The 23983-nt window shown below is 37.1% G+C and carries 29 protein-coding genes; 20 read left to right on the forward strand and 9 right to left on the reverse strand.

Translation table 11 applies throughout. The annotated features are described in order from the left end of the window. Positions 1 to 51 precede the first annotated feature (51 nt). The 4 genes from ACX1N5_RS01550 to ACX1N5_RS01565 are packed head-to-tail and all read left to right on the forward strand — an operon-like array spanning position 52 to position 2279. Positions 52 to 378, forward strand: a complete 327-nt coding sequence (locus tag ACX1N5_RS01550; RefSeq protein WP_458800237.1) for an excalibur calcium-binding domain-containing protein — start codon at positions 52 to 54, stop codon at positions 376 to 378. Between the two features lie 17 nt (positions 379 to 395). Further along, positions 396 to 677, forward strand: coding sequence for a DUF4236 domain-containing protein (locus ACX1N5_RS01555; RefSeq protein ID WP_458800239.1), 282 nt, complete (start codon positions 396 to 398; stop codon positions 675 to 677). A 54-nt stretch (positions 678 to 731) separates the two neighbouring features. Beyond that, entirely contained in the window at positions 732 to 1610 is an 879-nt protein-coding gene (locus tag ACX1N5_RS01560; protein ID WP_458800241.1) for a BRCT domain-containing protein, read from the forward strand. Positions 1611 to 1613: 3 nt separating this feature from the next. Next, entirely contained in the window at positions 1614 to 2279 is a 666-nt protein-coding gene (locus tag ACX1N5_RS01565; protein ID WP_458800243.1) for a hypothetical protein, read from the forward strand. Positions 2280 to 2752: 473 nt separating this feature from the next. On the opposite strand, the gene ACX1N5_RS01570 is transcribed toward ACX1N5_RS01565, so the two are convergent. The 3 genes from ACX1N5_RS01570 to ACX1N5_RS01580 all read right to left on the reverse strand — a co-directional run bounded on the left by ACX1N5_RS01570 (position 2753) and on the right by ACX1N5_RS01580 (position 4675). Continuing rightward, complete coding sequence (locus ACX1N5_RS01570; protein WP_458800245.1) at positions 2753 to 2950, reverse strand: TraR/DksA C4-type zinc finger protein; 198 nt, start codon at positions 2948 to 2950, stop codon at positions 2753 to 2755. 16 nt (positions 2951 to 2966) lie between these two features. After that, positions 2967 to 3218: an ogr/Delta-like zinc finger family protein gene (locus ACX1N5_RS01575; protein ID WP_131387793.1), complete on the reverse strand. Its 252-nt coding sequence runs from the start codon at positions 3216 to 3218 to the stop codon at positions 2967 to 2969. Between the two features lie 149 nt (positions 3219 to 3367). Then, positions 3368 to 4675: a contractile injection system protein, VgrG/Pvc8 family gene (locus tag ACX1N5_RS01580; protein ID WP_458800247.1), complete on the reverse strand. Its 1308-nt coding sequence runs from the start codon at positions 4673 to 4675 to the stop codon at positions 3368 to 3370. Positions 4676 to 4831: 156 nt separating this feature from the next. Here ACX1N5_RS01580 and ACX1N5_RS01585 point away from each other — a divergent pair, with 156 nt between their 5' ends. From ACX1N5_RS01585 to ACX1N5_RS01620, 8 genes are all read left to right on the forward strand, one after another. After that, positions 4832 to 5977: a hypothetical protein gene (locus tag ACX1N5_RS01585; RefSeq protein WP_458800249.1), complete on the forward strand. Its 1146-nt coding sequence runs from the start codon at positions 4832 to 4834 to the stop codon at positions 5975 to 5977. Between the two features lie 394 nt (positions 5978 to 6371). Beyond that, positions 6372 to 6545, forward strand: a complete 174-nt coding sequence (locus ACX1N5_RS01590) for a phage BR0599 family protein (protein ID WP_458800275.1) — start codon at positions 6372 to 6374, stop codon at positions 6543 to 6545. Between the two features lie 2 nt (positions 6546 to 6547). Beyond that, positions 6548 to 6766: a hypothetical protein gene (locus ACX1N5_RS01595; RefSeq protein WP_458800251.1), complete on the forward strand. Its 219-nt coding sequence runs from the start codon at positions 6548 to 6550 to the stop codon at positions 6764 to 6766. A gap of 7 nt (positions 6767 to 6773) precedes the next feature. After that, entirely contained in the window at positions 6774 to 7085 is a 312-nt protein-coding gene (locus tag ACX1N5_RS01600; protein WP_458800253.1) for a hypothetical protein, read from the forward strand. Next, positions 7051 to 9798, forward strand: a complete 2748-nt coding sequence (locus ACX1N5_RS01605) for a phage tail protein (RefSeq protein WP_458803633.1) — start codon at positions 7051 to 7053, stop codon at positions 9796 to 9798. The genes ACX1N5_RS01600 and ACX1N5_RS01605 overlap by 35 nt, the downstream gene beginning before the upstream one ends. Then, on the forward strand, positions 9795 to 10514 hold the full coding sequence (locus tag ACX1N5_RS01610) for a discoidin domain-containing protein (RefSeq protein WP_458803566.1): 720 nt from the start codon (positions 9795 to 9797) through the stop codon (positions 10512 to 10514). Before ACX1N5_RS01605 ends, ACX1N5_RS01610 begins: the two co-directional genes overlap by 4 nt. Positions 10515 to 10573: 59 nt before the next feature. Beyond that, the gene (locus tag ACX1N5_RS01615) at positions 10574 to 10831 is read left to right on the forward strand and encodes a holin (protein ID WP_458803634.1); all 258 of its coding nucleotides are present in this window, start codon (positions 10574 to 10576) and stop codon (positions 10829 to 10831) included. Beyond that, complete coding sequence (locus ACX1N5_RS01620) at positions 10815 to 11357, forward strand: glycoside hydrolase family protein (protein WP_458802286.1); 543 nt, start codon at positions 10815 to 10817, stop codon at positions 11355 to 11357. Before ACX1N5_RS01615 ends, ACX1N5_RS01620 begins: the two co-directional genes overlap by 17 nt. Before the next feature lie 159 nt (positions 11358 to 11516). On the opposite strand, the gene ACX1N5_RS01625 is transcribed toward ACX1N5_RS01620, so the two are convergent. After that, positions 11517 to 11879, reverse strand: a complete 363-nt coding sequence (locus ACX1N5_RS01625; protein ID WP_458802284.1) for a hypothetical protein — start codon at positions 11877 to 11879, stop codon at positions 11517 to 11519. Positions 11880 to 12386: 507 nt separating this feature from the next. On the opposite strand from ACX1N5_RS01625, the gene ACX1N5_RS01630 reads away from it, so the two are divergent. Together ACX1N5_RS01630 and ACX1N5_RS01635 are read left to right on the forward strand one after the other, a co-directional pair. Beyond that, the gene (locus ACX1N5_RS01630; protein WP_458802282.1) at positions 12387 to 12992 is read left to right on the forward strand and encodes a hypothetical protein; all 606 of its coding nucleotides are present in this window, start codon (positions 12387 to 12389) and stop codon (positions 12990 to 12992) included. A gap of 109 nt (positions 12993 to 13101) precedes the next feature. Next, the gene (locus tag ACX1N5_RS01635) at positions 13102 to 14412 is read left to right on the forward strand and encodes a DUF6602 domain-containing protein (protein WP_458802280.1); all 1311 of its coding nucleotides are present in this window, start codon (positions 13102 to 13104) and stop codon (positions 14410 to 14412) included. 158 nt (positions 14413 to 14570) lie between these two features. On the opposite strand, the gene ACX1N5_RS01640 is transcribed toward ACX1N5_RS01635, so the two are convergent. Continuing rightward, a complete protein-coding gene (locus tag ACX1N5_RS01640) occupies positions 14571 to 15068 on the reverse strand; it encodes a hypothetical protein (protein ID WP_458802278.1) in 498 nt (165 codons plus the stop codon). Positions 15069 to 15286: 218 nt separating this feature from the next. Further along, on the reverse strand, positions 15287 to 15766 hold the full coding sequence (locus tag ACX1N5_RS01645; RefSeq protein ID WP_458802276.1) for an Arc family DNA-binding protein: 480 nt from the start codon (positions 15764 to 15766) through the stop codon (positions 15287 to 15289). A gap of 171 nt (positions 15767 to 15937) precedes the next feature. Here ACX1N5_RS01645 and ACX1N5_RS01650 point away from each other — a divergent pair, with 171 nt between their 5' ends. The 3 genes from ACX1N5_RS01650 (at position 15938) to ACX1N5_RS01660 (ending at position 17520) form a co-directional block, all read left to right on the forward strand. Beyond that, positions 15938 to 16783 carry a BRO-N domain-containing protein gene (locus ACX1N5_RS01650; RefSeq protein ID WP_458802274.1) on the forward strand — a complete coding sequence of 282 codons (846 nt, stop codon included), beginning with the start codon at positions 15938 to 15940 and terminating at the stop codon, positions 16781 to 16783. 63 nt (positions 16784 to 16846) lie between these two features. Further along, a complete protein-coding gene (locus ACX1N5_RS01655) occupies positions 16847 to 17074 on the forward strand; it encodes a hypothetical protein (protein ID WP_004752848.1) in 228 nt (75 codons plus the stop codon). Further along, the gene (locus tag ACX1N5_RS01660) at positions 17071 to 17520 is read left to right on the forward strand and encodes a hypothetical protein (protein WP_004752847.1); all 450 of its coding nucleotides are present in this window, start codon (positions 17071 to 17073) and stop codon (positions 17518 to 17520) included. Before ACX1N5_RS01655 ends, ACX1N5_RS01660 begins: the two co-directional genes overlap by 4 nt. 113 nt (positions 17521 to 17633) lie before the next feature. Here ACX1N5_RS01660 and ACX1N5_RS01665 read toward each other — a convergent pair whose 3' ends face one another. Then, positions 17634 to 18197, reverse strand: a complete 564-nt coding sequence (locus ACX1N5_RS01665; protein ID WP_458802272.1) for a hypothetical protein — start codon at positions 18195 to 18197, stop codon at positions 17634 to 17636. A 206-nt stretch (positions 18198 to 18403) separates the two neighbouring features. Then, entirely contained in the window at positions 18404 to 19072 is a 669-nt protein-coding gene (locus ACX1N5_RS01670) for a hypothetical protein (RefSeq protein WP_458802270.1), read from the reverse strand. A gap of 593 nt (positions 19073 to 19665) precedes the next feature. Between ACX1N5_RS01670 and ACX1N5_RS01675 the strand changes: the two genes are divergently transcribed. From ACX1N5_RS01675 to ACX1N5_RS01685, 3 genes are all read left to right on the forward strand, one after another. Beyond that, on the forward strand, positions 19666 to 20181 hold the full coding sequence (locus tag ACX1N5_RS01675; RefSeq protein ID WP_458802268.1) for a hypothetical protein: 516 nt from the start codon (positions 19666 to 19668) through the stop codon (positions 20179 to 20181). A 279-nt stretch (positions 20182 to 20460) separates the two neighbouring features. Beyond that, positions 20461 to 20757: a hypothetical protein gene (locus tag ACX1N5_RS01680; RefSeq protein ID WP_131380665.1), complete on the forward strand. Its 297-nt coding sequence runs from the start codon at positions 20461 to 20463 to the stop codon at positions 20755 to 20757. Positions 20758 to 21157: 400 nt separating this feature from the next. Further along, a complete protein-coding gene (locus ACX1N5_RS01685) occupies positions 21158 to 21556 on the forward strand; it encodes a pilin (protein ID WP_458802266.1) in 399 nt (132 codons plus the stop codon). 438 nt (positions 21557 to 21994) lie between these two features. Here ACX1N5_RS01685 and gabP read toward each other — a convergent pair whose 3' ends face one another. After that, a complete protein-coding gene (gabP, locus tag ACX1N5_RS01690) occupies positions 21995 to 23392 on the reverse strand; it encodes a GABA permease (RefSeq protein ID WP_458802264.1) in 1398 nt (465 codons plus the stop codon). Positions 23393 to 23983 lie beyond the last annotated feature (591 nt).

Below are 23983 nucleotides of genomic sequence, written 5' to 3' on the forward strand. Positions count from 1 at the left end.
TAGTTACTATTTGGTTGTTATATACCTAAAAATAAATTATACGAGTTTTAAATGAAGAAATTATTTGCTTTTCTTGTCATGTCAGTAGTCAGCCTTTCTGCAGCCCATGCAGAGGTCGATAATCCATTTGGTACAGGTTCAGCAACATCTACAGCTCAAAGTACTGTAACGACACCAGTGAAGAAAGCGACTACGTCGCATAAAACAACGATTAAGAGTAAGTCTAAATCATCTTTAGGTGGTTCTTGTGGATCTTACCCACGTACCTGTGGACAGATGAAAAGTTGTGCCCAAGCACGTGAAGCTTTGAAGTGTGGAAATACTCGACTTGACCGTGATCATGATGGTATTCCATGTGAAAGTATTTGTGGTGGTTAAGCTAACAGAGAATAAAAATGGGATTTAACTTTCGTAAAAGTATAAAAATAGCTCCCGGTGTAAAGCTGAATATTAGTAAACGAGGGGTCAGTAGTGTTTCAGTAGGCACAAAAGGCGCACGTGTCAGTGTAAGCAAAAAAGGGACACGTACAACAGTTGGAATACCTGGATCTGGACTTTCTTACAGTAGCTATAAATCACATGGTCAAAACAGTGAAAGTGGATCAAATACGAGTACATTTAAAATATTCTTTTGGTGTGCTGTCATTTTTATTGTTCTGATGTTTATTTTGTTTTGACTCATACTTAAAAATTTAAAAGTATGAAAAATATAAAAATTAGAGGTAAGTAAAGTGAATAATAATTTAGATCAAATCAATGCTGGTGCTAACCAAAGTAAACTAGGTAATCTATTTCTAGGATTCTTTGAAGGATTATTTATTGATGGTGTAGTTCAGATTAAAGAAATTGAAGCACTGGTAAAATGGGTCGAAAAATATCCTGAATCTACAAGTCTTCCTTATTTTGACTCACTCTATAATTTATTATTGAAGGTAGCAGAAGACCCTGCTTTTTTATTAGAGAACCATCAAGAAATCTATGAGCTCATGAAGCTTTTCAAAAGTTCAAAGCATTTCAAACAGCATACCTGCGATGTTCAACGCCTGCATGGACTGCTTGCTGGTATCGCATGTGATACAGATATAAATGATGATGAGATTATATCTCTTAATCAATGGCTGAAAGATAATGACCACCTTGAAGAAGATCCTATTTATCAGGATGTGTTTGATAAGCTTAAACCTGTTCGATTGACGAAAGTAGTAACAGAAAACACGAAAGATTCTGTGCTGGCAACGATTAAGAAATATGTTGATTATGATAACTATGGATTGCCTCATATTGCAGTATCTAGTGGAAAAGAGAATCTAAATCCTGATTTCTATCATGGAAAAGTTGAAATTTTCGGTAAAACAATTTGTTTAACTGGAGCCTCCAACCGACATACAAAAGCTGAATGGAAAGAAGAGATCGAAGGTAAGGGTGGTATTTTTAAAGACGATATGACCAAAAAAGTTGATTATCTAGTCATTTGTAATAAAGGTAATCCTCATTGGGCTCACATGAGTTATGGTCGTAAATTTGAACAAGCTTTGAAATGGCAGAAAGAAGGCTTAAGTATTCGTATTTTGACAGAAGATGATTTTGTTACTTATTTAGAATGTGAGTAGTTCATGTTTACTGTTGACTATATTAAAAATTTATTAAATCCTCTTGGGCTAGGTTTAATAGTCCCTTTTATTTATATATTTTTTAAATGTTATGAGAAGGTAAAAGAAGTAGGTTTTTTACAAGATATTCAAAACCTTATTTTATTTTTTAATAAAAATAGCAAAAAAGAGAAATTTTTAAAGGATTGTTTGGTAGAGGATACTTTTTCAGATGAAGAAAAGAAGCTGATAAATAGGCAGCTAAAAGTTATTAAGCTCCAAAAAATATTAGAAATAGATGTACGGGATATTGATATTTTAAAAGACTTATGTAAATGTTCAAATCCATATAGAGCCAGTTATTGGTACAATAACTCTTATAGCTTGATAAAGTTCAATAGAAATAATAAAAAATTTGAATTTAGGAAAGAACCTACTGATAAGAAAATTAATTGTATGAAAAATATCGGCTTTACTTTATATGCATTACTGAGTTTATTAGGATTTTATGTAATGTATGTTGTGTCTGAAATAAAAATTAAACCAGTAACTATAGGCACCATAATATTCAAATTTTTTCTATGTGCAGTTGTTTTTTCTATAATTTTATTTATATCGTATCAAACTCTAAAATTCTTTATGAAATATAGTCATGCAAAATGGTTGATAGAAATGGATCGGCTAGACTAAATAACAAAGTTGATAAACCATACACCACTTGCACAGCAGCCTAAAAGAAAGCCAACGAGCACAGGAAAAATTTTCATAATGTATTCCGTTCGTCCTACAGGTACACAGTTTAAATCTTACTTTATGACCTGATCTACATGCTTTATTTTGCTACACGTGTACTTGTGTAGATTTTCTATAAGTAATTGTTGTCGTGGATGATTTACGTGGATCTGAGCAGCTTGCAACGCCTGCAGATATTCTTGTTCTAAACGCTCTAACTGCTTCAATCGAGCGAGCTGATAGTTGTAAATCATCCAGAGTAAGGCTGCTAGCATACATACAACAACGGCTAAAAATATAATTAAAAAAATGTTCATATTTAGTTCACCAAACCCAACCTTGTTTTTGTACTGTTGCTGCTAAGCTCACAGCGATATAAATCAAACTTGCAACCATTACCCAGTTCATTTTCATCGTGCCCCCAAACACAATTAACGCTTAAATCCTTTAAGTTCCTGAGAACGGGCACACTCAATACAGAGCGTGATGCCACCAAATTTTTGGCGCTCTGGAGGAATGTCATTGCCACATTCTTCACATTCAGAAAGAGAAGGGCGACTGTAGTCTTGCGGTACACGTTGTACCTGTTCAAGTTGGCGTTGCTGTGCAATGTCAATAATGTCGGTCATCGAGTGAATATCCGTTTTATGTTGCAGATGGAATGGCATTCTTTTGAATGCTGTGAATAGAACGAGGAAGGTGGATGGATTTATTTTCAATTGCGGATGGAGAGATCGTCGCAGCCCATTCCATGTGTGCTTTGCCTGTCCAGCCACAATCAAGGTTTTGGCACTGACCATATAAAGTTTTCAGCAAAGGCGACTCGGTTGTTGTGCTTCGGATAATGACTTTGTCTCCGCAAAATGGGCAGTGGTTTTGATGTCGAGTATTTGCCATAAATCACCTTTTATCGTTATTTATGGTGTCATTGTAACAAAAAAGTATTAAATATAGTGATATTGTATTGAATTTATAACTAAAAATGGTTATTTTATTTAGACGATATGAAACCTTTTTGCCGCTAGTTCCCCAACTAGCGGTTTTTTTTATTTAGCTGCCTTTGCTTTTTGGATCTTTGCATATTCTCGCGTTAAAGCAGTTTGAGCAGTCCTTTTTGTTTTGTAGGTACGCACTAAAATAAGGGGAGCGGTCTGGTCACCTTTGGTTAAAGACAGCTTGGTTTTGCCATCGAGATACCAAACTTTTACGCCAGTGTAGCTTTTATAATTTTTAGCTTTACGCCGACCTTTACCTGTTTTGCTCTTTTTTTCTTTTTCAATTTTAGTCGTGTCATCAAATAGGGTAGAGACATCATCAGCATTGGGCAGTTGAATTTCTAAATCCACTTTGGTGGTATAGCCAGAACTTTCAGACAAATCATGTGTAATGGTTTTTCCTAGCCATACGATTTCATCAATCTGTGGTTTTAATCCAACAAAGGTGATTTGCTGTTCTGGAATTAAATCAGCACGGCCTCTGGCCAAAGTGTAAGACAGTGCCATTTCTGCACGTTTGCAGCGGTTAAATTCAGCTTTGGCTGCAAGCTCAGCCGTTTTCTTATCGCGATGAACAAAGCGGACTTCTTTAGGGTTATCGGTTGTACTTCCATAAATCACGTATTGCTTTTCGCCCTTGGTTTTATCGTGGTAATAGGCTTTAACAGCATCAACTTTATTGTTGCTTTGACCCATTGAAAAGTTGTGCTGGTCGCCATCGGTGCGGGTGAGTTCAACTTCAGGCAGATCCAAACCTGAAGCTGTTTGACTTTCACCAATCGGCATACACAGAAGCGTTCCATTTTTCACGGTAGCAATGGCATCGTTTTCATCCGCGATGCGTGTCATGATATTGGCATCACTGTCGTTTTGATCAAGATGACCAACAGATCGATTGGCAATAGATGGATGCACGATTACCTTTAAATCATAGTCAAAGGCAATCGTTTCAAAGACTTCCTGAACGGTTTTCTTATGAAAAGAGCGCTCATGTTTTTGGCGGAATGCTTCTGCCAAATCATTGGCTTCAGCTGCAATGTGTAGGGTATCTGGTGCGCCAGAGTGACTGCAGCTTGTGACCAGGAACTTGCCTTTATAAATTAAACCTGTATCTGACCAGCCTAACCACAGTTCAAGTTCTACGCCCATAGATGGAATTTCTAGAATATTGTCACTGTCATCTAAGGTGATATCAACACTGTCAGCCACCATGCCACGATTGTCTTGCATATTCAAACTAATTAAGCGGGATGCCAGAGTACTGGAAATATTGATGCCATTTACATCAATGCGGTAAATCGCAGTTGGGTATTCGGCTAAGCTGGCGTATTCACCTTTAACCAGGCTAAAGATATTCATAAGTACAGCCCACTTAAATTGGCGAGCATTTGTTTTGTCTGACCAATCAATTTCTTCATGGTGTCTTCAATAATCGTGAGCTGCAGGATACTCGTGTCTTCACCAATTTTATTCGAAATAACCGTAGTGCAATCAAGGCAATCATCGGATAACAGTATGAAGGTAAATACCAATTTGTATGGTGATCTGATTCTGCTCACCACGCCTGTACTGGTTGGGGCAAATGAAAGTATCAGCTTTAAAACCGATATTTTTGAGGCCTCGGACGGTACAGAACAACGCACTCCACTCAAGGACAAAGCTCGGCAAACGCTGAGCTTTTCTTCTTTAAGCATGCGTCAAGCTGTAGCTCAGCAGTTCAATGTGCAGTGGGGAGGTATTCGTCAGCATTGGGCTGTACCGCTTTATCAGGAACGTCAATTTGTAGGGGATGTCAGCAGTGATTTCATTGTCTGCAACACCCATATTTATGATTTTCGTGATAATTCTCTGGCATTGCTGAAGAATGATACTGACTTACAACTGGTCGAAATACTTGAAGTACAAACAACGGGTTTACAGCTCAGTGAAGTCACCACGTTCAAGAATGCCAAACTCTACCCCGTACGGGTCTGTTTTATCAGTGGTGATATTACCCGCAATATCAGTGGCATTCATGCATCCATGTCGGTTGATTTTATTGTAGTCGATGAGCCAGTAATTGAACCTGATGAACCAGCGCAGTTTCTGGGTGATGACCTGTATTTCTTCAATTTGACTTATTCGGGTGATTCGATGCAAGCCACGATTAGCCAGCAGCAGAATCTTCTTGATAACGGCATGGGTGAGATTTACCAAAGCACAGACTGGAATTTTGCCCGTTACAGCAAACAGTATCGTGCCGTGCTCAAAGGGCAGCAGCAGGTTCGTGATTACAAGAATTTTCTGTTTCGGCGCCAGGGTCGTTATCGTCCGTTTTGGCTACCGACTTATGAATCAAATCTACGCTCTAAGAGCATGGGTACAGTCACCACAACGCTAGTTGTTGAAGCTAATCAATACAAGCAGCTTGCGGATCAACGCCAGCATATCGCGATCAAGAGTAATGGGATTTGGACAGCACATACGATTACGGCATCAAGCCTAACTTCATCATCGACTGTGCAGATGATGATTTCACCTGCGCTGAACAAGGCTGCATCCACTATTCAACGGATCTCATATTTAGGACTGCATCGCCTTGATGCTGACAGCATCACGCTAAATTATCAGGGGGCAGGCATTGCCGAGGTCGCTGTGCCGATTCTGGAATTGGGAGTTTAAATATGTTTGGACTTTTTGGAGAAAGAACCCGACGTGAGCTTTATACCATCGTGCGCGGTGCACAAATCTTTCGTTATAGCTCTGGGGATAAGGATGTCACTGTTGGCGAAGTCACCTGGACTAAGTTAGCGATTACCTGACTACGGATGAAGAACTGCAGGCACTGGCTGATGCGACAACAGCACTGGCTACAGCGGAAAGTAATCTGGCAACAGCACAAGGCAATCAGACCACAGCACAGACAAATTACAATGCTGCTGTTGCTGCACGGGATGCGCTTAATCCGAGTAGCCCAAGCTATGCAACAGATTATGCAGCGGCACAAGCGATTGTTGATCAGAAACAAGCTGATTTAGATACCGTAATTGCAGCAACAGAGGCTGCGATTGTGGCAATGACAGCTGCACAAGCGGATTATGATGCAGCCGCTGCAGAAGTACATTATCTGTATATTTACCCTGGTTGCTTAAAGTCAATTCTTGAATGCGCGAAATTCAACAATACCGATAATTTTATGGGCTTTCCGTTTATTCCAGAGGATAACCCGACCACGACGAGGATTATTTAATTATGTGGCCACTTTGGATTTATTACGCAGTCGTTGCAATTATGATGATTTATGCCGTGATGCAATCCCGCAAAGGCATTAAATCATCACTGACCGCGGGCAAGCTTGAAGCAACCACTGCTGATGAAGGTTCATCCATTCCCGTGATTTTTGGCACCTGTGATGTTGCACCCAACTGTGTTGCGTTTAAAGCAGGTACACCGCAAGCCATTAAAAAATAGGTGATCTATGGAAAATTTTGACACTTCGGACACTTTGGACAATCCAGATGCTTCGGACACTTTGGACACTTCAAATAGCCCGCAAAACGCGGGCTTTATTTTTGTACGGCATGTGCGTGCCTGCGGTATGTGTACGCTTGGTGCACGTCGATTCCTTTTAGCAAATGGCATGACCAGCGATGAAGTCCGTGATTTCTACCAAAATGGCATGACCATTGAAAAGTTCGAGCAAATGTTTGGTCATGATGCTTTATGCAGAGAAGTGATAAATAAGGCGAAAGAAGATGGGCAAGAAGAAAAAGCAAACGGTTGGGTATAAATATTTTGCCTATGGTCATTTTGTTCTGTGCCATGGGCCTATTGACTCAATCACTCGGATTCGTTTTCAGGACAAAGATGCCTATACCGATGCAGAATCTGAAAATAAGCGGATCTATATCAATAAACCGAGTTTATTCGGTGGTGATGAGCAATCTGGTGGCATTCAGGGCAATGTCGATTTACTGTTTGGCTATCCTGACCAGCAAAAAAGTAGTGTCATTGCTTATATTACGGATACTTCAACATCAGCACTAACAGCAACAAATAAGTTCAGCGCAATTTCTGCAATGTTCCCCAATATCATGAACAATGCGAGTACAGCGCTTATTTCAGCTTGGCGCGGGGTCACATCTGTAGTTTTTGACAACCTGTATATTGGCACCAGTCCGACTTTGCCTGATTCAAAATGGCGGGTAAAACGGGTGCATACCCTGCAAGACGGTCAACCGCAGTGGTATGACGAAAAAGCGGAAATAGCGCCAGTTTCATATTATTTTGCACCGAATCAAACCACGTGGAAATATAAAAGCGTTCCTGCAACAGATTCAACCAGCTATGTGAATGCAGAAAAGGGTGCATGGAGTCAGGGTAGTTCACCTTTTGGCGATAAAGAGTTCGGTGCACCTGGTGTATATAATTTCCCAACCACACCCGCAACAGTGATTGATCAGCAGACAATATTGTGGGCTGAGACCAGTATTGATATTGATAGTGTTGATCAGGACTTTGTTTTTGAAAGTTATCTGGATAACGGGATTACAGTCTGGGTCAATGGCACACAGGTTTTAACCAACTATGATGCCAATGCACATTATCTCAACACCACCATTGCTGCTTCACATTTCAACGTCGGGAAAAACCGCATTACGATTAAATGCATTGATGATGCACTTGGTGTGCGCCCTGGTAACTGGATCTGGTTTGACTTACGTCTGAAAGGTACTAATGTCAAAGAAGCTGATATTAATCCTGCTCATATCATCCGTGAATGCCTGACTAATACCTTGTGGGGTAAAGGCGCAATCACGGGCCTGATTGATGAGGTCAGTTTTAAAGCCTGCGCAGATACCCTGTATGCTGAAGATATGGGGATGTCGATAGTCTGGAGTGATTCGACCTCGATCAAGGAATTTATCGACAACGTACTTGAGCATATCAATGGCGAACTGTATGTCGATCGCATCACCAATCTGTGGACACTCAAATTGATTCGGGATGACTATCATGTCAATGATCTGATCCATCTGACTGAAAGCCATTACAAGTCGCTGACCTTTGAACGTAAAACACTGGCTGAATGCATTAACCAGGTGACAGTCACTTACTATGATCGTGAACGTGCCAAAGATTCGACTATTACTATTCAGGATGTTGCCCGTATTGCACAGCAGGGTGGTGTCATTTCTCAGAATGTTGAATACAAGGGCTTTACCAATTCCAGTCTTGCCAGCCGTATTGCATTACGGGATTTAAAAACCCTGTCTTCTGAGTTGGCCAGCATTGAATTTGATGTGCCTGAATCTGTCGCTGAAAACTGGCACAAGGCTTATGTATTCAAGCTGTCCAATAGCCGTTACGGTCTGTCTGAAGCAGTATTTCGGGTGACTGAGATCAAGTTTGGGGATGGGGTTGATAATACAGTTTCAATCAAAGCCATTGAAGACTCGTTCGGTAGTCCGATGCAAGCCGTGGTTGAATACATGCCACCTGTCAAATCTGACATTTCTGCCAAAGATGCAATCGCGATTGCCTTTGAAGAGCCTTATATTGAATTGGTAGAGCAGTATGGCCAAGACGAGATTGATGCAAAACTGGCAAATAATCCTGATTTGAGTTTCATAGGGATGGCTGCGGTGCGTCCTAACAATTTTCATATCAATGCCAGTTTATATAGCAATGCAGGGGCAGGTTATGCGGAAGAAGTCACACTTGACTTCTGCCCAAGCGCGACCTTAAAAACCGCAATTGGCTATCTGGACACAGCATTTGAAGTAGAAAATATTGCCGAGTTTGATTTGCTGAAAGCCAATGACCGTATCCAGCTTGATGATGAGCTTCTAGCATTTGTCAGCTTTGATGCTACGACCCATATTCTGACGGTAAAGCGTGGCGTTGCGGATACTGTACCTGCCAAACATATCGCAAATGCGCGTATCTATGGCTGGGACAATTACTCGGGCTTAGATAGTACCGAGTACTTAAGCGGTGAAACCGTGGCCATGAAAGCACTGACGCTGACGGGTTCCGACATTCTGGATCTGAGCGAAGCCACAGCACATTCAGTTAACTGTAGTGCACGGGCGATTCGTCCTTATCCACCAGCTAACGTAAAAATCGGCGGTACATACTATCCAGTTGATATTGCAAACTCAATTGTACTTACTTGGGTAGATCGTAATCGTACTCAACAAACAGGTGGATCTATTCTTGGATTTTTTGATGCTGGTGTAACTGCTGAAAGCGGTGTGACATATAAGTTGATTGTTTATGTATTAGATGCTTCTAACGTGCAAACTGAATTTTTCAATCAAAATGTTGGAGCTGTAAATACCTATACAGTTGACTTATCAACAGCACCAGCTGCAACCAGAAAATTCAGAATTGTATTGAAGTCAGTTCGCGCTACGTATGAAAGCTATCAATCATTTGATTACACACTAACTGCTTCATTTACAGCACCTTATAACTTAACTGGAGTATATGTAGCATGAGTTCAGTAAATTTGACTTGGGATGCTGTTGGGCAGATTGATTCATACAAAGTCTACAGAAGCACATCTCCAATGAATCCAGCTAGTTTACCTGCACCGTTAGCAACAGGCATCACTGCAAAATCATATTCTGATGCAACCATATCTCAAGGGTCTAAATATTATTATAGAGTGGGGGCTGTGAAAAATGGCATTGAAAAGCTCAGCGAGGAGTATATTGTTTATGCAATAAATAGCTATTCGTATTATCGATTATTTATCAAAGCAAACAATGGAGATTATTGTTTAGCTATAAATGAAATAGAAATGTTTGAAATCGGAAGCAGTATAGATGCAACGAACCCAACTAGGGCTTTAACATTCTCATCTTGCAGCCAGTTTTCAACAGTTGATAATTCTCAAGCATTTAAAGCATTTGACAATGATTTTACTTTACTCAATAACTGGGTAGTAGGAACACAGCCACCAAGCGGATCTATTCCAGTTTCCTATCCAGCTTGGATTTCATATCAATTTGATAGTAAGAAAGCGATAGACCGTATCAAAATTTATCCGCAGCCAAGGTCAGACTTGCTGAACAGACCTCCAAAGGATTTTGTTATACAGGGATCAAATGACGGAACATCTTGGGTAGATATTAAATCATTTACAAATGTTACGGGGTGGAATGTCAATATTGCAAAAACTTTTAATCTAGTAAATGGCACATATATTTAATGATTATTTTGTAAAGCACCTTCGGGTGCTTTTTTATTGCCAAAAATAAGGGGGAAACCGTGTCTGAACAGACATTCGATAACACTGCTTCAACGCTACTCGCCAGTAAAACTGCGATGTATGGCGGAAGTATTGGCGCATTTTCATCGTGGTTGGCGTCACTGGATTTGGGATTCTGGATCAGTGTGTTGATTGGTGCAGGGGGCTTGGTGATGAACTGGCACTTTGCCCGAAAGAAAGATAAACGTGATGCGATTGAGCACCAAGCCTATCTCAAATCATTAGAAAAGGAACAATGTAATGTCGAACAAGACTAAATACTATGTCATTGGAACTTTAGCCGCTGCGATTGGCGGCTTTTTTATTCAGAGTGTCAGTGACACGGGTGTGGCTTATACAGGTTCAAAAGAGGGTTTTCGTTCTGTACCGTATAAAGACATTGGCGGTGTTCCTACAGTGGCATTTGGCAACACGGTTCATCCTGATGGTCGCAAGGTCAAAATGACTGATCCACCAGTATCTAAAAAACAGGGTCTTGAATATCTAAAAGCACACTATGCCAAAGATGCACCAGTGTTCAACAAGTCCTTGCAGGGCATCAAACTCTCGCAAGATGAGTATGACCTATATGCCGACTTCTCGTATCAGTTCGGGCAAACTACTTGGTCTAAGTCATCAATGCTGAAGAATCTCAAAACAGGGCAGTACACACAGGCATGCAAGTCATTGTTGAAATATAAGTATGCGGCTGGGCGTGATTGTTCAATTCGTTCCAATAACTGTTATGGCGTGTATCTGCGGCAAGTGGAACGCTATGACAAGTGCATGGGGGAAAATTCATGACTACTGCACTTTTGAGACTTGGCGCCGTGTGGCGTTTTTTTATGCCTGTTTCTAGTGGGTACTGGCACATAAACGTTGGTCATTGATCATTGTCCTTTATAGCGTATGTCCAGACATGGCAAGCCCTCTAAGAGAGGGCTTTGGATCACACAAATGATATTAATGATCTAGTTCTTCAAGAGCTTCTCTGATTCGCTTATCTTGGCTTCTAATATGTGATTGGCAGATAATCGCTTCCAGTCGATCTTCTTCAGAAGTGCTGCTGTCTAAAAGGTTATCTAACTTGTTAATTGCCAGGAGAAGGGTTTTAAACTCCACATCGAAGTAGTAGTCATCATAAAAATCTTCATCTTTAATTTGTTGATTCAGTTTTTCATAATTACTTTTTAGTATATTTAACATATCTTTAGTAAAAATTATGTTTGTTGAATCACAGCTAAAAATTGCGCTTTGTGTTTTTTCTAGTGGATAGAATGATTCTGCTCCGATTGTATCATTTACGATTTTTTTTAAGTCTTTCATGAGTTGACCTTTGTGTTTTTTAATCTCTGTCTATATTGGTAGTTCATTTTAAAATGGTCAAGATATGATCGATTAAAGGCTTGAAGCTTCTTTTGAGATTTTTCTGTATGAGTCTAAAGAAAAACAAGTGATCGGAGCGTTTCGTACAGCAGAATATCGAGTAATGATAGAAAAAGCTGACGGGCACGTAATTGATGCAGAGCGATTAAGTCGGGCGTTGGATGCACTTAATGAAAAATAAATTAAATAATATTTGACAGTTTTTCTAAATAATTTATATACTTATCTTATAGTAAATTGTTTTTTAACGTACGCTGTAGTTTTTTCGTTTTATAGCCATGTGAACCTTCACATGGCTTTTTTTATGTGTTGAAAATCTTTCAGTTGGAAAATGATGCCTCAAATCATGTTGTAAAAAGGACATTTGGTTGACAAACTCCATTTTTAGTCCTAAAAGTTGGTTAACAAATTTAAGAATTAGTCCTAAATCGGATAAATATAAACTCTATGAAAGATATGTTTGATTTTCTTTTAAAAATAATTGAACTGTTTTTAACTCATCGTAAAAATAAGTTTAAAAAGATAGAAGCTGTTTTAGAAAGAAGGCAAAATTTTATAGATGAAGTTAAGAAGATAGAGAAAAATGAAGATCTCACTGATGATGAAAAAAGAGCACTTAAAAACTCATGTGCCCAACTTGTTTGTGGGAGTCGTTTCGTTAGCTTTGAGCTAGTCGATTATTACTTTAGAAATAAGAAATTCAAGAACTTTGAAAATATCACACCTATGGTTGCTTTTTGGGAAGTCGCGATTGAAAAGGAGTACGATGAAAAGGGAAGCATCAAGTCGATAAAAATTAATAATAAAAAACACTTTTGGGAAAGACTTTATATGATTATTACTTTCCTGTTTATATTTTTCATAGATTGGATTTTTATCAAAAATCATGATTGGGTTGTAAATATTTTAGTAAAATATTTACCTCTAAATATTGCGATAGCAGATATTATTTTTGTCGTGTTGCTTGCACCATTGATTTGCTTAACATGGTTGGCATTCTTTGGAATGATGACAGTTATAGATTTAAAAAGTTATACGGAAGATGAGTCTTAGATGATATTTTTTAGTAATATAGTTTGATAATATTTAAGGTTATTTAAAAAAGTATTAGTTTTAAATTTTAGTTAATAATGTTAAGTTATGTCTTTTTGAGAGCATTAAAGTGATTAGAGATATAGCAAGCCTTCTAGAAAATTTCTTTGAATATGAGCGCAGTAAAGTAGCTACATTTAATATGCCACATATGCCAACACTTGGTGATGCATATGAACAAATAACACAACAAGGTTTAAATAATAAATATATTTTGCCTGAATTACATGGGCTAAAAGTAGTTACTGGTTTTATTAAGATAGGAGATGATTTAATAAACAATCAAATTGATTGCATGTTGGTATATGGTGAAGGTGAAAGATATGCTTTAACAGATAATTATTTTTATGATATTGATAAGGTGTTAGCAATATTTGAAGTTAAAAAAAACCTTCAAAAAAGTAGTCTAATAGATGCTATCTCTCATTTATCTGAAATTAAAATTAAACTGTATGATTATTTTGATAAAATTATAGAATCAAATGATTTTGAAAAATATTTTAAAATATTTTCTTTACACTATGCGTATCTTACTGGATTTAGATTAGAGAGAATTGAGGATTTAAAAAAACTAAGTCAAGATGATGCTAAAATAGCACATTTTTTACTTGTAGAAATGATTATGCCCGTAACAATTGTTCATGGGCATGAAGGATATAATACAATTTCTGGATTAAGAAATGCTTTAAAAAGTATAATTGAAGATGTTAATGCTTGTAATTCTGGTAGAGGTTTTAGACCGCAAGATTTTCCAACACTAATCACTACATCTGATGGTGGTATTCTTAAAACTACAGCATTGCCTTATTGGTGTAATATATATGAAGGTGAGTCGAATTCATGGGCTTACATGTGTTCATTTACTGAGAATCCAGCTCTTATAATTATTGAAAAATTATGGGCGAAAATTGGAATCGTATTAGATATTAGCTTCCCTTATGGTGATGATCAAGAGAAAGAAAATTTATTTCCATTCTTAAATATATCTAAAATTCAAGGTGTTTGGCAAAGTATTTTTATTGATTACAGTAATAGTAATTTTAAGAAATTAAAAGAATCAAATTTTAATTTTAGCCCAATAGAAATTCCAGAAATTTATTCTTCTTATATTAACTTTATTTTCTTTAAGGGTGGTGTGGATGTTGATGAATATAAAGAATATTTAAATCAACAAGGAATTAATACAGATGATTTTTTTGATAAATTACAGTTGATTCCTAGTTTTGGAATAACTAAAAAATCAGTTAATATTATCGATGGATTTATTTGTGCCAAAGTTGAAGATAAGGTTTATATATCATCAGAAATTGATAGATTTAGAGTATGGTTAACAAATTATGAAAATCATGAAATTTTATTCAATAATATATTTGCTATTTAGAAAGCCTCTTGGGGCTTTTTTTTAATCCCTAAAAATATTATCTCTAGGAAAAGAATAATAACGAATTTTTTCGCCATTGTTCTTTTTCTTATAAGCATTAATTAGGATCTTTTCTCACTTGAAAAATGAGTTTTAAAGAATTGTTTAAACCCACCTTTCTATGTACGAGTTTTTGTCATTAGAATCCTACAAATTTCTTCAAATGCTTGCTTAGACGGTAAAGCTGACTCAACTATAGTTAGCTTACCATTGGTATGTACAATACATAAAAAACGCTGCGTGTAAATTGTCTGAAGTTGCAGTGATTTAATAGTTGAAAAAGGGATTTCAGTTTCAATACTACTGAGTCCATTTTTGACTAAACGTATGGAATTAGCAGTGAGTATGAGATGTCTTTCTTTTCTAAACAATACAAAAAACCCTGCAACAGCCATACAGAAAGAAAGAATAAATGCAAATAAATTAAAAATTTGAGTATTGCTTGGTGATAATTTAATAATATGATAGATGACTAAACTATATGATGGTTCTTTCATTTCGACCCAATAAAAGTAAGCAAAAGTACTTACAATAATTAGACCAATAAAAAGCCCCCACTTTTTTGGCTTATAAGAATATTGTTTAAGAGCTTGTAAACTATTTTGTGTAATTTCCATTTTTTCTAAAAAGCCTTTAAATTATTTGATGTAATTGATTTTAAGATGTTTTCTCATTTGATGTAATGATGCAAATCAGTCAGTATTTTACCTAAAAAACAGGCAATAATTTCTTGAGATATTAAATTTAAAGCATCTTAATTGTCATTTTTAGAACTAGAGATCAAATGAGGACAGCCCCAAGTTCATAAATTTTTATTAACAGAGTAAGTAAGCACTTACTCACTCTGATCTTTATTATGCAAATTTTTCATATACTCATCTGTGATATGATCTTCAACAATCAACCATCCAAGACTTTTTTTACCATTGTCTACAACATCAATATGATTGTCGCCTTTATAAACTAGAACATCTTTATTAAAAAACTTTAATGAATTCCAAAATGAAGAACCACTTAATACTTCAAGAGAAAGATGAATATCATCTCGAAGTTGATCAAGTTCTTGTGTGTAATCTAAACTAAGATTATTTATGAGCTTTCCGTAAATAACACGCTTTTTACCATTCTTTAAATGAATGATTTTTACATCAGAACGGGCAGGTGCAGAACTATCTTTTTTCAAAAAACTATCTTCCAGTCTCGCAACAATATCTGCATTCATTGAACGATTCAATTCTTTAGCAGACTCAGAAATTTTGTCTTTTAGTTCTTGTGGCATACGAACTTTATATTCGACACCTAAATGTTTACTCATGTGAAGTAAGCTCGAATTTAGTAGAAATTATTTTTATAATAATAGACCCCACTGGGGTTGACAATAGGTAAAGAGAAGAATAAATTTTAAATAGACCCCACTGGGGTTAAAAAAGCCCTGCAACTTTGGACGGAAACAGGGCTTCTATCAACTTTCTTGAGGAAAATCGATATGACAAGTTTATCACTAAGTTTTAATGATGTGAAACTTAATCAGATTCAACAAAATGACAATCAAATTTGGTTAAAGGCTGCTGATTTAGCAAATGCTTTGGGCTATGCACGAGTAGATTCTTTAAATAAAGTGTTTGAGCGTAATGCAGATGAATTTGATTACACAATGACGCAAGTTGTTGATATTACCGATAACGCCAACTTGACGTTCTCGAATTTAGTATCAAAAACTCGTATTTTCTCTCTACGTGGGGCACATCTCATCACATTCTTTGCCCGTACCCCAGTCGCCAAAGAATTCCGCAAATGGGCGCTCGATATACTTGAAAAAGAAGTACAGCCTAAAGCCAAAACTGTCATACAAGACCGAGTTCCACTTGCCGAAGCAGTCGGGTTACTGGTCAGTAAGTCTAGTTTCAATATGGTGGAAATCTACACCATGCTGCACCAACGCTTTGACGTAGAAAATGTTGAAGACATTCCACTGGAAAGCCTGCCTTACGCCGTGGAGTACGTGCATAACCTTACGGCTGTGGTGTCACAAAGTCACCAACTACAACGCCAAGACCAAAAGCAGATCCAACAACTCGTTGAGGCAGTTATTAACCAAAACTTTAAAATGATGAACGTCTGGAACGCGCTCAGATTTTTAAACATGCAGGACTATCTCAAATATTCAAGTTTGATTGTCCGAGTAAATGAATTGGCACTAGATGTCAGCAAACGCTACAACATGCGTGGCTCAAACAGTCAGCCACTTATCAGCAGAGATTTCCGCATCGTTAACATGTCTAACGGGGAAATCATGGACACCAATCCAAACTGGTTTAATGCGCCTGCGTAAGGCTAGTATGTTGACAAATGTCAACATGTGCATATAATTTAAACCATAGTTTAAGGATTAAAAATGAAAAAACATCCTAATAAGCATATTCGGGAAGCCATCGAATATGCGATAGACAACGGTTGGGATGTTGTAGATACAGGAAAATCAGGGCATGCATTTTGTCGCTTAAAATGCGTGCTCGGACATGCCGAACATCAAATGAGTGTCTGGAGTACGCCTAAAGACCCAGAAACTCATGCAAAACAAATCCTTCGTAAAGTTAAACAATGCAACGGAGATGAACTATGAATACATATCACTTCACTGTAGTGGTACGTGATGCACGTTCAGATCTAGCCGATCTTGAAGACCAGTTTTTTGAAGCGGGTTGTGACGATGCATTGCTCTGTAGCTATAACGACACCATCTACCTAGAGTTTGATCGGGAAGCACCGAGCGCAGCACAAGCCATCAGATCGGCTTTAGATAACATCCGCTCACTCGGCTTTTCAGATTTGATTGTAGAAGAACAAGGCTTTTCTACACTCTCTGAAATGGCAGAACGGGCAGGCATGAGCCGACAGGCGCTTTCGCTATATGCTCAAAACAAACGTGGCGATGGCAACTTTCCAAGACCCATGTATGGACTGGCATCTAAGTCGGCAATGTACTCTTGGCCAGAGGTCGCAAGCTGGTTATTTAAACAAGGCAAATTAGACAAAACACATTATGAAGTGGCGAGTACAGTGATTTAGTTCTGCGCCATTTTGAGTGTAAAAAAGACTCTTTCGGGAGTCTTTTTTACGAAAATTATTGGGGGAGTAGTTTATTACTTCTCATATCTTCTCTTATAGTTAGCCACTGCTGTTTATTTAACTTCTTCTTTAGCTGCTGCCTCAGCTCTTGCTTTAGCTTCTGTTATAGCACGTGCATTTGCCTCTGCTTTTGCTGCGGCTGTTGCTCTGGTCTTAGCCTCAGTCTTCGCTCTTGCTTCAGCCTCAACTTCTGCCTCTGTCCGTGCTCGTCTTTTTGCACTGTGTTGTTTTTTCTTCTCAATCGAATCTTCGATTGATTTACACTTATTGCCATGCACAGCATAATTTTCTTTTAAAAGATATTTATCCATACCTATAAATAATTGAACTATCTGATTATTAAAGAATTCATTGTTTAATTCAACAAATGCTACATAACTTTCACGTGCGCCAGTATTCATGCATAACTTAAGTAAAGATTCGTCAGAACTTTTATATTGATACGCTGGATAGACTACGGCATATCTTTCAGACTGAACTCGAAGCAATCGCTCTATATAGTCTGCTTCAGTAGCATTGTTGACCTTGATAGGTTCCATGAAGTTAATCGAAGTCGATGCTGAAAAAGCCGATGAAGTCATAAAAAATAATGATAAAAATGCAGGGATAAATTTCATAACTATAATTTTCAAGAATTTTTTGGTATTTAAACATATTTTAAAAAATCAAACGAATTTGTTTAATCGCAAATCTTAAAAGGGCTTTTGAGGGGGGCTTTTTTTATAAAGAATTTGGAAAATAACTGGAAAAATCTCTTTGCTAATAGATTTCTAACTGACTGTTTTTAAATCAACTATTGATGGTCTTTAAGTGTTGGTTTGTTTTAAGTTTTTGATTTTAATTCATTAATTAATTTATCAATCACTTCATGTTCAAAATAATATATTTGAGGTGTAATTTTATCTAAAGAACTTTTAATTCCTGAAATAATATTTTTAGAGTCATTTTTTTCTAAATGATCCAGATTAAGGTTTAAGAATAAGTCATAGATCTTTTCTTCTTGCCCCTTATACCAGTCTTCTTTATTGCTATAAACCGAATATTTTCTTAAAGACTCTCTGAAATTTGCTAAATTAAATTTCATTGACCTGGTTTCTATTAAAAGAATCAGAGCTTCTCTATCTAAATTTTTGAGTTCTTCACTAAAACTTTGCGGATTTCCAAATTTTTTTTCAAGATCTTCTAATGATTTTAAAAAGTTCATAAAAGAAATATTAAATAAATCAAAACTATCAATAACCTTCCATGCGAATTTATTAGAAATAGACTTATCGTGCTGTTCTCTCCAATCCGTAAAAAAAAGAACTGCTGTACAAGCTGCAGTAAAAGTCGCAAAGGCAAGAAATAGGTTGGTAAGTACAGAAATCTGATCCGAATCTAGCTTAAAGACATAAATTGTGACCATATAAATGGCGGCAAGAACTGAAAAAATAATCAAACAAATCCAGCCAAGCTTATTAAATAATTTTTCTTTCATTTTATCAGCCGCCATGCCAAACCCATTCAACTACTGTACCAACTATTCAGTCCGCATGTCGTTTAAATCGCCAAACTTTTACATATGAGGTTCAACAGTCAGTCACGCATCAGTAATGGGTTTTCTAATACAATTTTTCTATAATCAATTTTGCAAATATCTGAAAAAACCTTTCGGGGAATAGATTTCTAACTGACTGTTTTTATTGAGATTAGATTTCCGAATTTTGGGGTGTTTAGACACGAAAAAATGACCATAAATTTGTTGTTAAACATGGCATTAGCAGACTCTCAACGTGATATTGACATCGTAGAGGTCTCTAGTTCGAGTCTGGATATGCCTACCAAAATTAGTTGAAAAATCAACATAAAAAAGCCCACCTTAATCAGTGGGCTTTTTTATTAGGGGTATTTTCGGGGGGAAGTTTTCGGCTTATTTTGTACCGATTTTTTATAAGCATATTGCTTTTGTCTTGTTGTGTTTCTGTTTAATTTTACATATTGTTATTGGTGAAACATCATTTTAATAAAAATATGATGTGTATGAACTTTTGAGTCCTGCATGATCCAAAAGAATAATTACTGTTTCGTTTAATGGAGTATTTTTTTATGGATAAAAAGATTAGCGCTGTTTTATTGGTAGGATGTTTAGGGGTTTTAGGTGCTAGTAGTTATGCTGTAGCTGCACCAGCACCAACTTATAGCGATAGTTCTCGTACAGATAACCGCGTTTATGCAGGCTTGTCATGGAGCTGGGGTAACAAGCAGGGTTTGAAACCAGATTATATTGTTGGTTTCCGCTCATTGCATGTGGACTCAGATAATTCAGTGCAAGGTGGAGACATTAATCTTCGCGTAAAGTATAACCACGGATTTGTATTAGGTGATGCTCGTTTAGCTTATGTGAATGGTAAACGTGATTTTGTTGGCAACTATGGTGCTGGCTATTCCTTCATGAATAGAAGTATTTTTGGCACTGTGGCAGGTCAAGGTAGCTATTATCGTTTTGGTGGTGATTATTACTTCAAAAATCATGATTTCAAACCGTATGTTGAAATTAATACTTTAGAGAAACCAAATCGCGAAGCGCCTAAGGTTACGATTTCTACTCCACCACCAGTGTAATCTTTATAAGACCTAGTCATTAAATCTATTCAAGACCTCGCTTCTGCGGGGTTTTTCTTTTTATTCTATTATTATTTGAAATATATCAATAATTATAGTTTTTATAAGATAGTTGTATTTTGGTTGTCGATACAAACATTAAAATACGACTGTTCCAATAAAGATCCTAATGTAAATTTTTGGTACTTTTTAATATTTTTTAATAAAAATGTGATATGTTTAACAAAAATAACAAGCATTAAAGTTTGTTCGTGAATAATAAAAATTGGAGAAAAATGTATGGCCAAAATAGAAAAAGTAATCTTCATACATCAAGAAGATGAAATTGAAATCACTATAGAAGAGAGCGAAAATCAAAACCTAGATATATGTGCTGAGGTTGATTGGTATTCGCTTAGATGTAGTGTTCAATTGAACGCCGTTTTGGGAGAAGTTCAAAGAATTCATAATAATTTAAAGCAGCATTTCAATAATTTAGGTTTATTAATTGAAATTGAATGTGAGGGCGCACAAGAAGTTATAAAAATAGCAGATATTCAGGCAGCCTTTCCAAATATCCCAATAAAACGGATTTAGATGCTTTAACCACCTTCGGGTGGTTTTTTATGTTCTATTCTCCTTAGCCGAACGAATTACTGCATACACCACAGCCGTACTTAACTTGAAAAAATTAGCGCGGTTCTTCTTTCTTCTTTTTTATTCTATCTATCTATCTAGCTACTGCATAAGCTGATTGAATAGGATCATCAACTTATTAAAATCAGCAGTAGCTAAATTGCATAGCATCGCATGTCTATAGTTTCCAAGTAAACTTCTATTAATGTTCTAGTAAATGAAAAAATTGTACATATTAATTCAAAAATAAATTGATTAAAAATTAAACATTTTATATATTTTTAAAATATAAATAAGAAAGAGTCATAAATTTTACTTAGACACAATAAATCTAATATACCCTAAATTTGGAGAAATACTTATGAACACTCATCATAAGGGGTTTAGTTTAATTGAATTACTTATAGTTATCGCAATAGTCGGTGTTTTAGCTGCTCTAGCAATTTTTGCATATCAGACTTATATAGCGAGAACACAGGTAGCTGAAGCTCTAGTTCTAGCAGGTGGTTTGAAACCTCGAGTTATAACAGATATCGTACAAAATAGTTGTAGTGATGATTCATCTACAGGAGCATATGGTGCAGCTGTAATTGGTGGGGCAGCACCGAATTGCACAATAACTTTTACATTCAATAATACAAATGCCACAGTTAGTCTAAAATCAAAAGTAATAGGCCTTAATATCGCTTCTAATGGAACTTTTACATTAAATTCAGATACCACCGTAGATAATAAATACCTACCCAATTCAATAAAATGATTTACTAATAAATTCTATTCATATAGAAGCTTTTTAATTACAACACCATCACAAGAAAGCTATTCGAAGCTTAAACAGTAGGATGTGGCAATAGCAGAAAAAGCTGACATGCATGTGCAGCGACTGAGGGATATAAAGCTCTCGATAGAGGGTTTTTACTAATCATTGACAATGCCTCATCGATAATGGTTTTTTGAGCCGTTTGAAATGAATGAATCGTAGTATTTATATTTCAAAGACTTATGATATTACCTTGTCTAAATAAGGTAGTTGTGTTGCGAATAGGGTAGCTTTAGGAGAATTTCAGAATGTTCGACTCTAGTCTAAAATAGTGCTCACAAACGAGATAAGATATTTGTATTTAACCTTGTATATTTGCCTCTAAAAAAGAAAATGCCAGTCAATTTCTTAACTGACTGGCATTGAGTACATGTTGGATTAATTGGTTTCTGCTGGGGAGATGCTTACGCCTAAGTTTGCTTGACGACGTTTGGTCACAATCAGACCAGAAATCACCACCAAGATACTTAAGATTGCTGTTGAGGTAATTTCATGCACATGGTTTGGATCGAATGCCATGATGCCAAGAGCCGCAATAATAAACACAATCACCGCCCAAGTCAGGTATGGAAATAACCACATTTTCATGCTGAGAGGTTTACCCTCGGCAATTAATCTTTTACGCATTCTGAGTTGAGAGCAAGCAATCACCAAGTACACCAACAGTGCAATTGCACCAGAGCTATCCAACAGGAAGTTAAAGACCGCTTTTGGTGCAGCATAGTTGGCGAAAGTACAAAGGAATGCAATCGCTGTCGACATCAATACTGCATACACTGGCGTGTGGCTTTTGTTGACTTGACGGGTAATAGCAGGTGCATCGCCGCGTTTGCCTAAAGAATACAACATACGAGACGCCGTATATAAAGCAGAGTTCAAGCAGCTTGTCACCGCAGTTAACACCACAATATCAACAATCAGTTTGGCATGAGGAATATGTAAAACTTGTAATACAGTTTGATATGACCCCATTTCTGCCAAGCGAGGATCATTCCAAGACACCAGGCTTACAACAATGAAAATAGACACCAGATAGAATAGACCAATACGCCAGATCACAGAGTTAGTCGCTTTGGTAATTTGGCGCTCAGGATCTTTAGATTCACTGGCTGCGATAGTGACAATTTCAGAACCCATGAAAGAAAACATGGTGGTTAATAAAGCTGCGATTACTGTGCCAAAACCATTTGGCATAAACCCGCCTTGCTCCCATAAGTGTTTGACACCATTCACTTCAGGTGCTGGCGAGAAACCAAAAATTGCTGCACAGCCAACCACAATAAAGACAATGATTGAGCCAACTTTTACCGTTGCAAGCCAGAACTCAAATTCACCGTAATTTTTTACACTAAACAAGTTGGTGACAGTCAGCGCTGCGGTAATCAGGAAGGAGAGTAACCAAACTGGCGCACCAGGAATCCAAGAGTTAATAATGGCTGCTGCGGCATTGGCTTCAAATGGAATAACCAAGACCCAAAACCACCAGTATAACCAGCCAATAGTAAAACCGGCCCATTTACCAATGGAGCGGTCAGCATAAGTAGAAAATGAACCACTGTCAGGTTGCGATACTGCCATTTCGGCAAGCATACGCATCACTAAAACAACCAGTGTTCCAGCCATAAAATAGGAGAGTAGAACGGCTGGACCTGCCGAAGCAATGGCATGTCCAGAACCAACAAATAAACCAGCTCCAATAGCACCTGCAATAGATAGCATGGTGACATGGCGGTTTTTTAATCCTTGAGAGAGATTGGCTTGATTGTTATGTGCCATGAATAAAAACCTACGCAAAACGAAAATATAAAAGCCCCATTGTAGATAAGCACAAAGCATACCAACGTGGGCGTATTCACATGCAAGAGTTTGGTTTTTGATCTAGAAAGAGAAAAGACAATTCCATCTGTGGGAGAGATAGCAAACATTATTCCATAATCACCAAATCGGATAGATTTGGGTCTGCCTGTCAAAAGAATCCCTGATAAAGAATACTTTCTGATTTAAATCAACACCAGTCCTTGGCGTTTGCTGATACAGGGGGTGACCCTATAATCAAGCAGCATTTAATAAAACATAATTGATTAGAGAACTCAATATCCTAAATTGACATCACTGATAAAAATACACAACATTTTTGTAGAAATACATATCGGGTAGCCAGGAAGTCTCAACTATCACACAGAATATTGTCTTAAATCCAAAGTTATTCTACATTCTTGATTCATATTTTTAGTGCATAGTCGCATCCTGTAAATAATTGTTATATATGTTTTTGAATCACTCAAATGAGATATGATCCTCATTCAGGTTTGTTGAAGCTTCCTCGAAGCAGACCGTATATATTGCTTAAGCTAAGAAGCTTTTATG

Source organism: Acinetobacter sp. ANC 4636 (genome assembly GCF_054454555.1).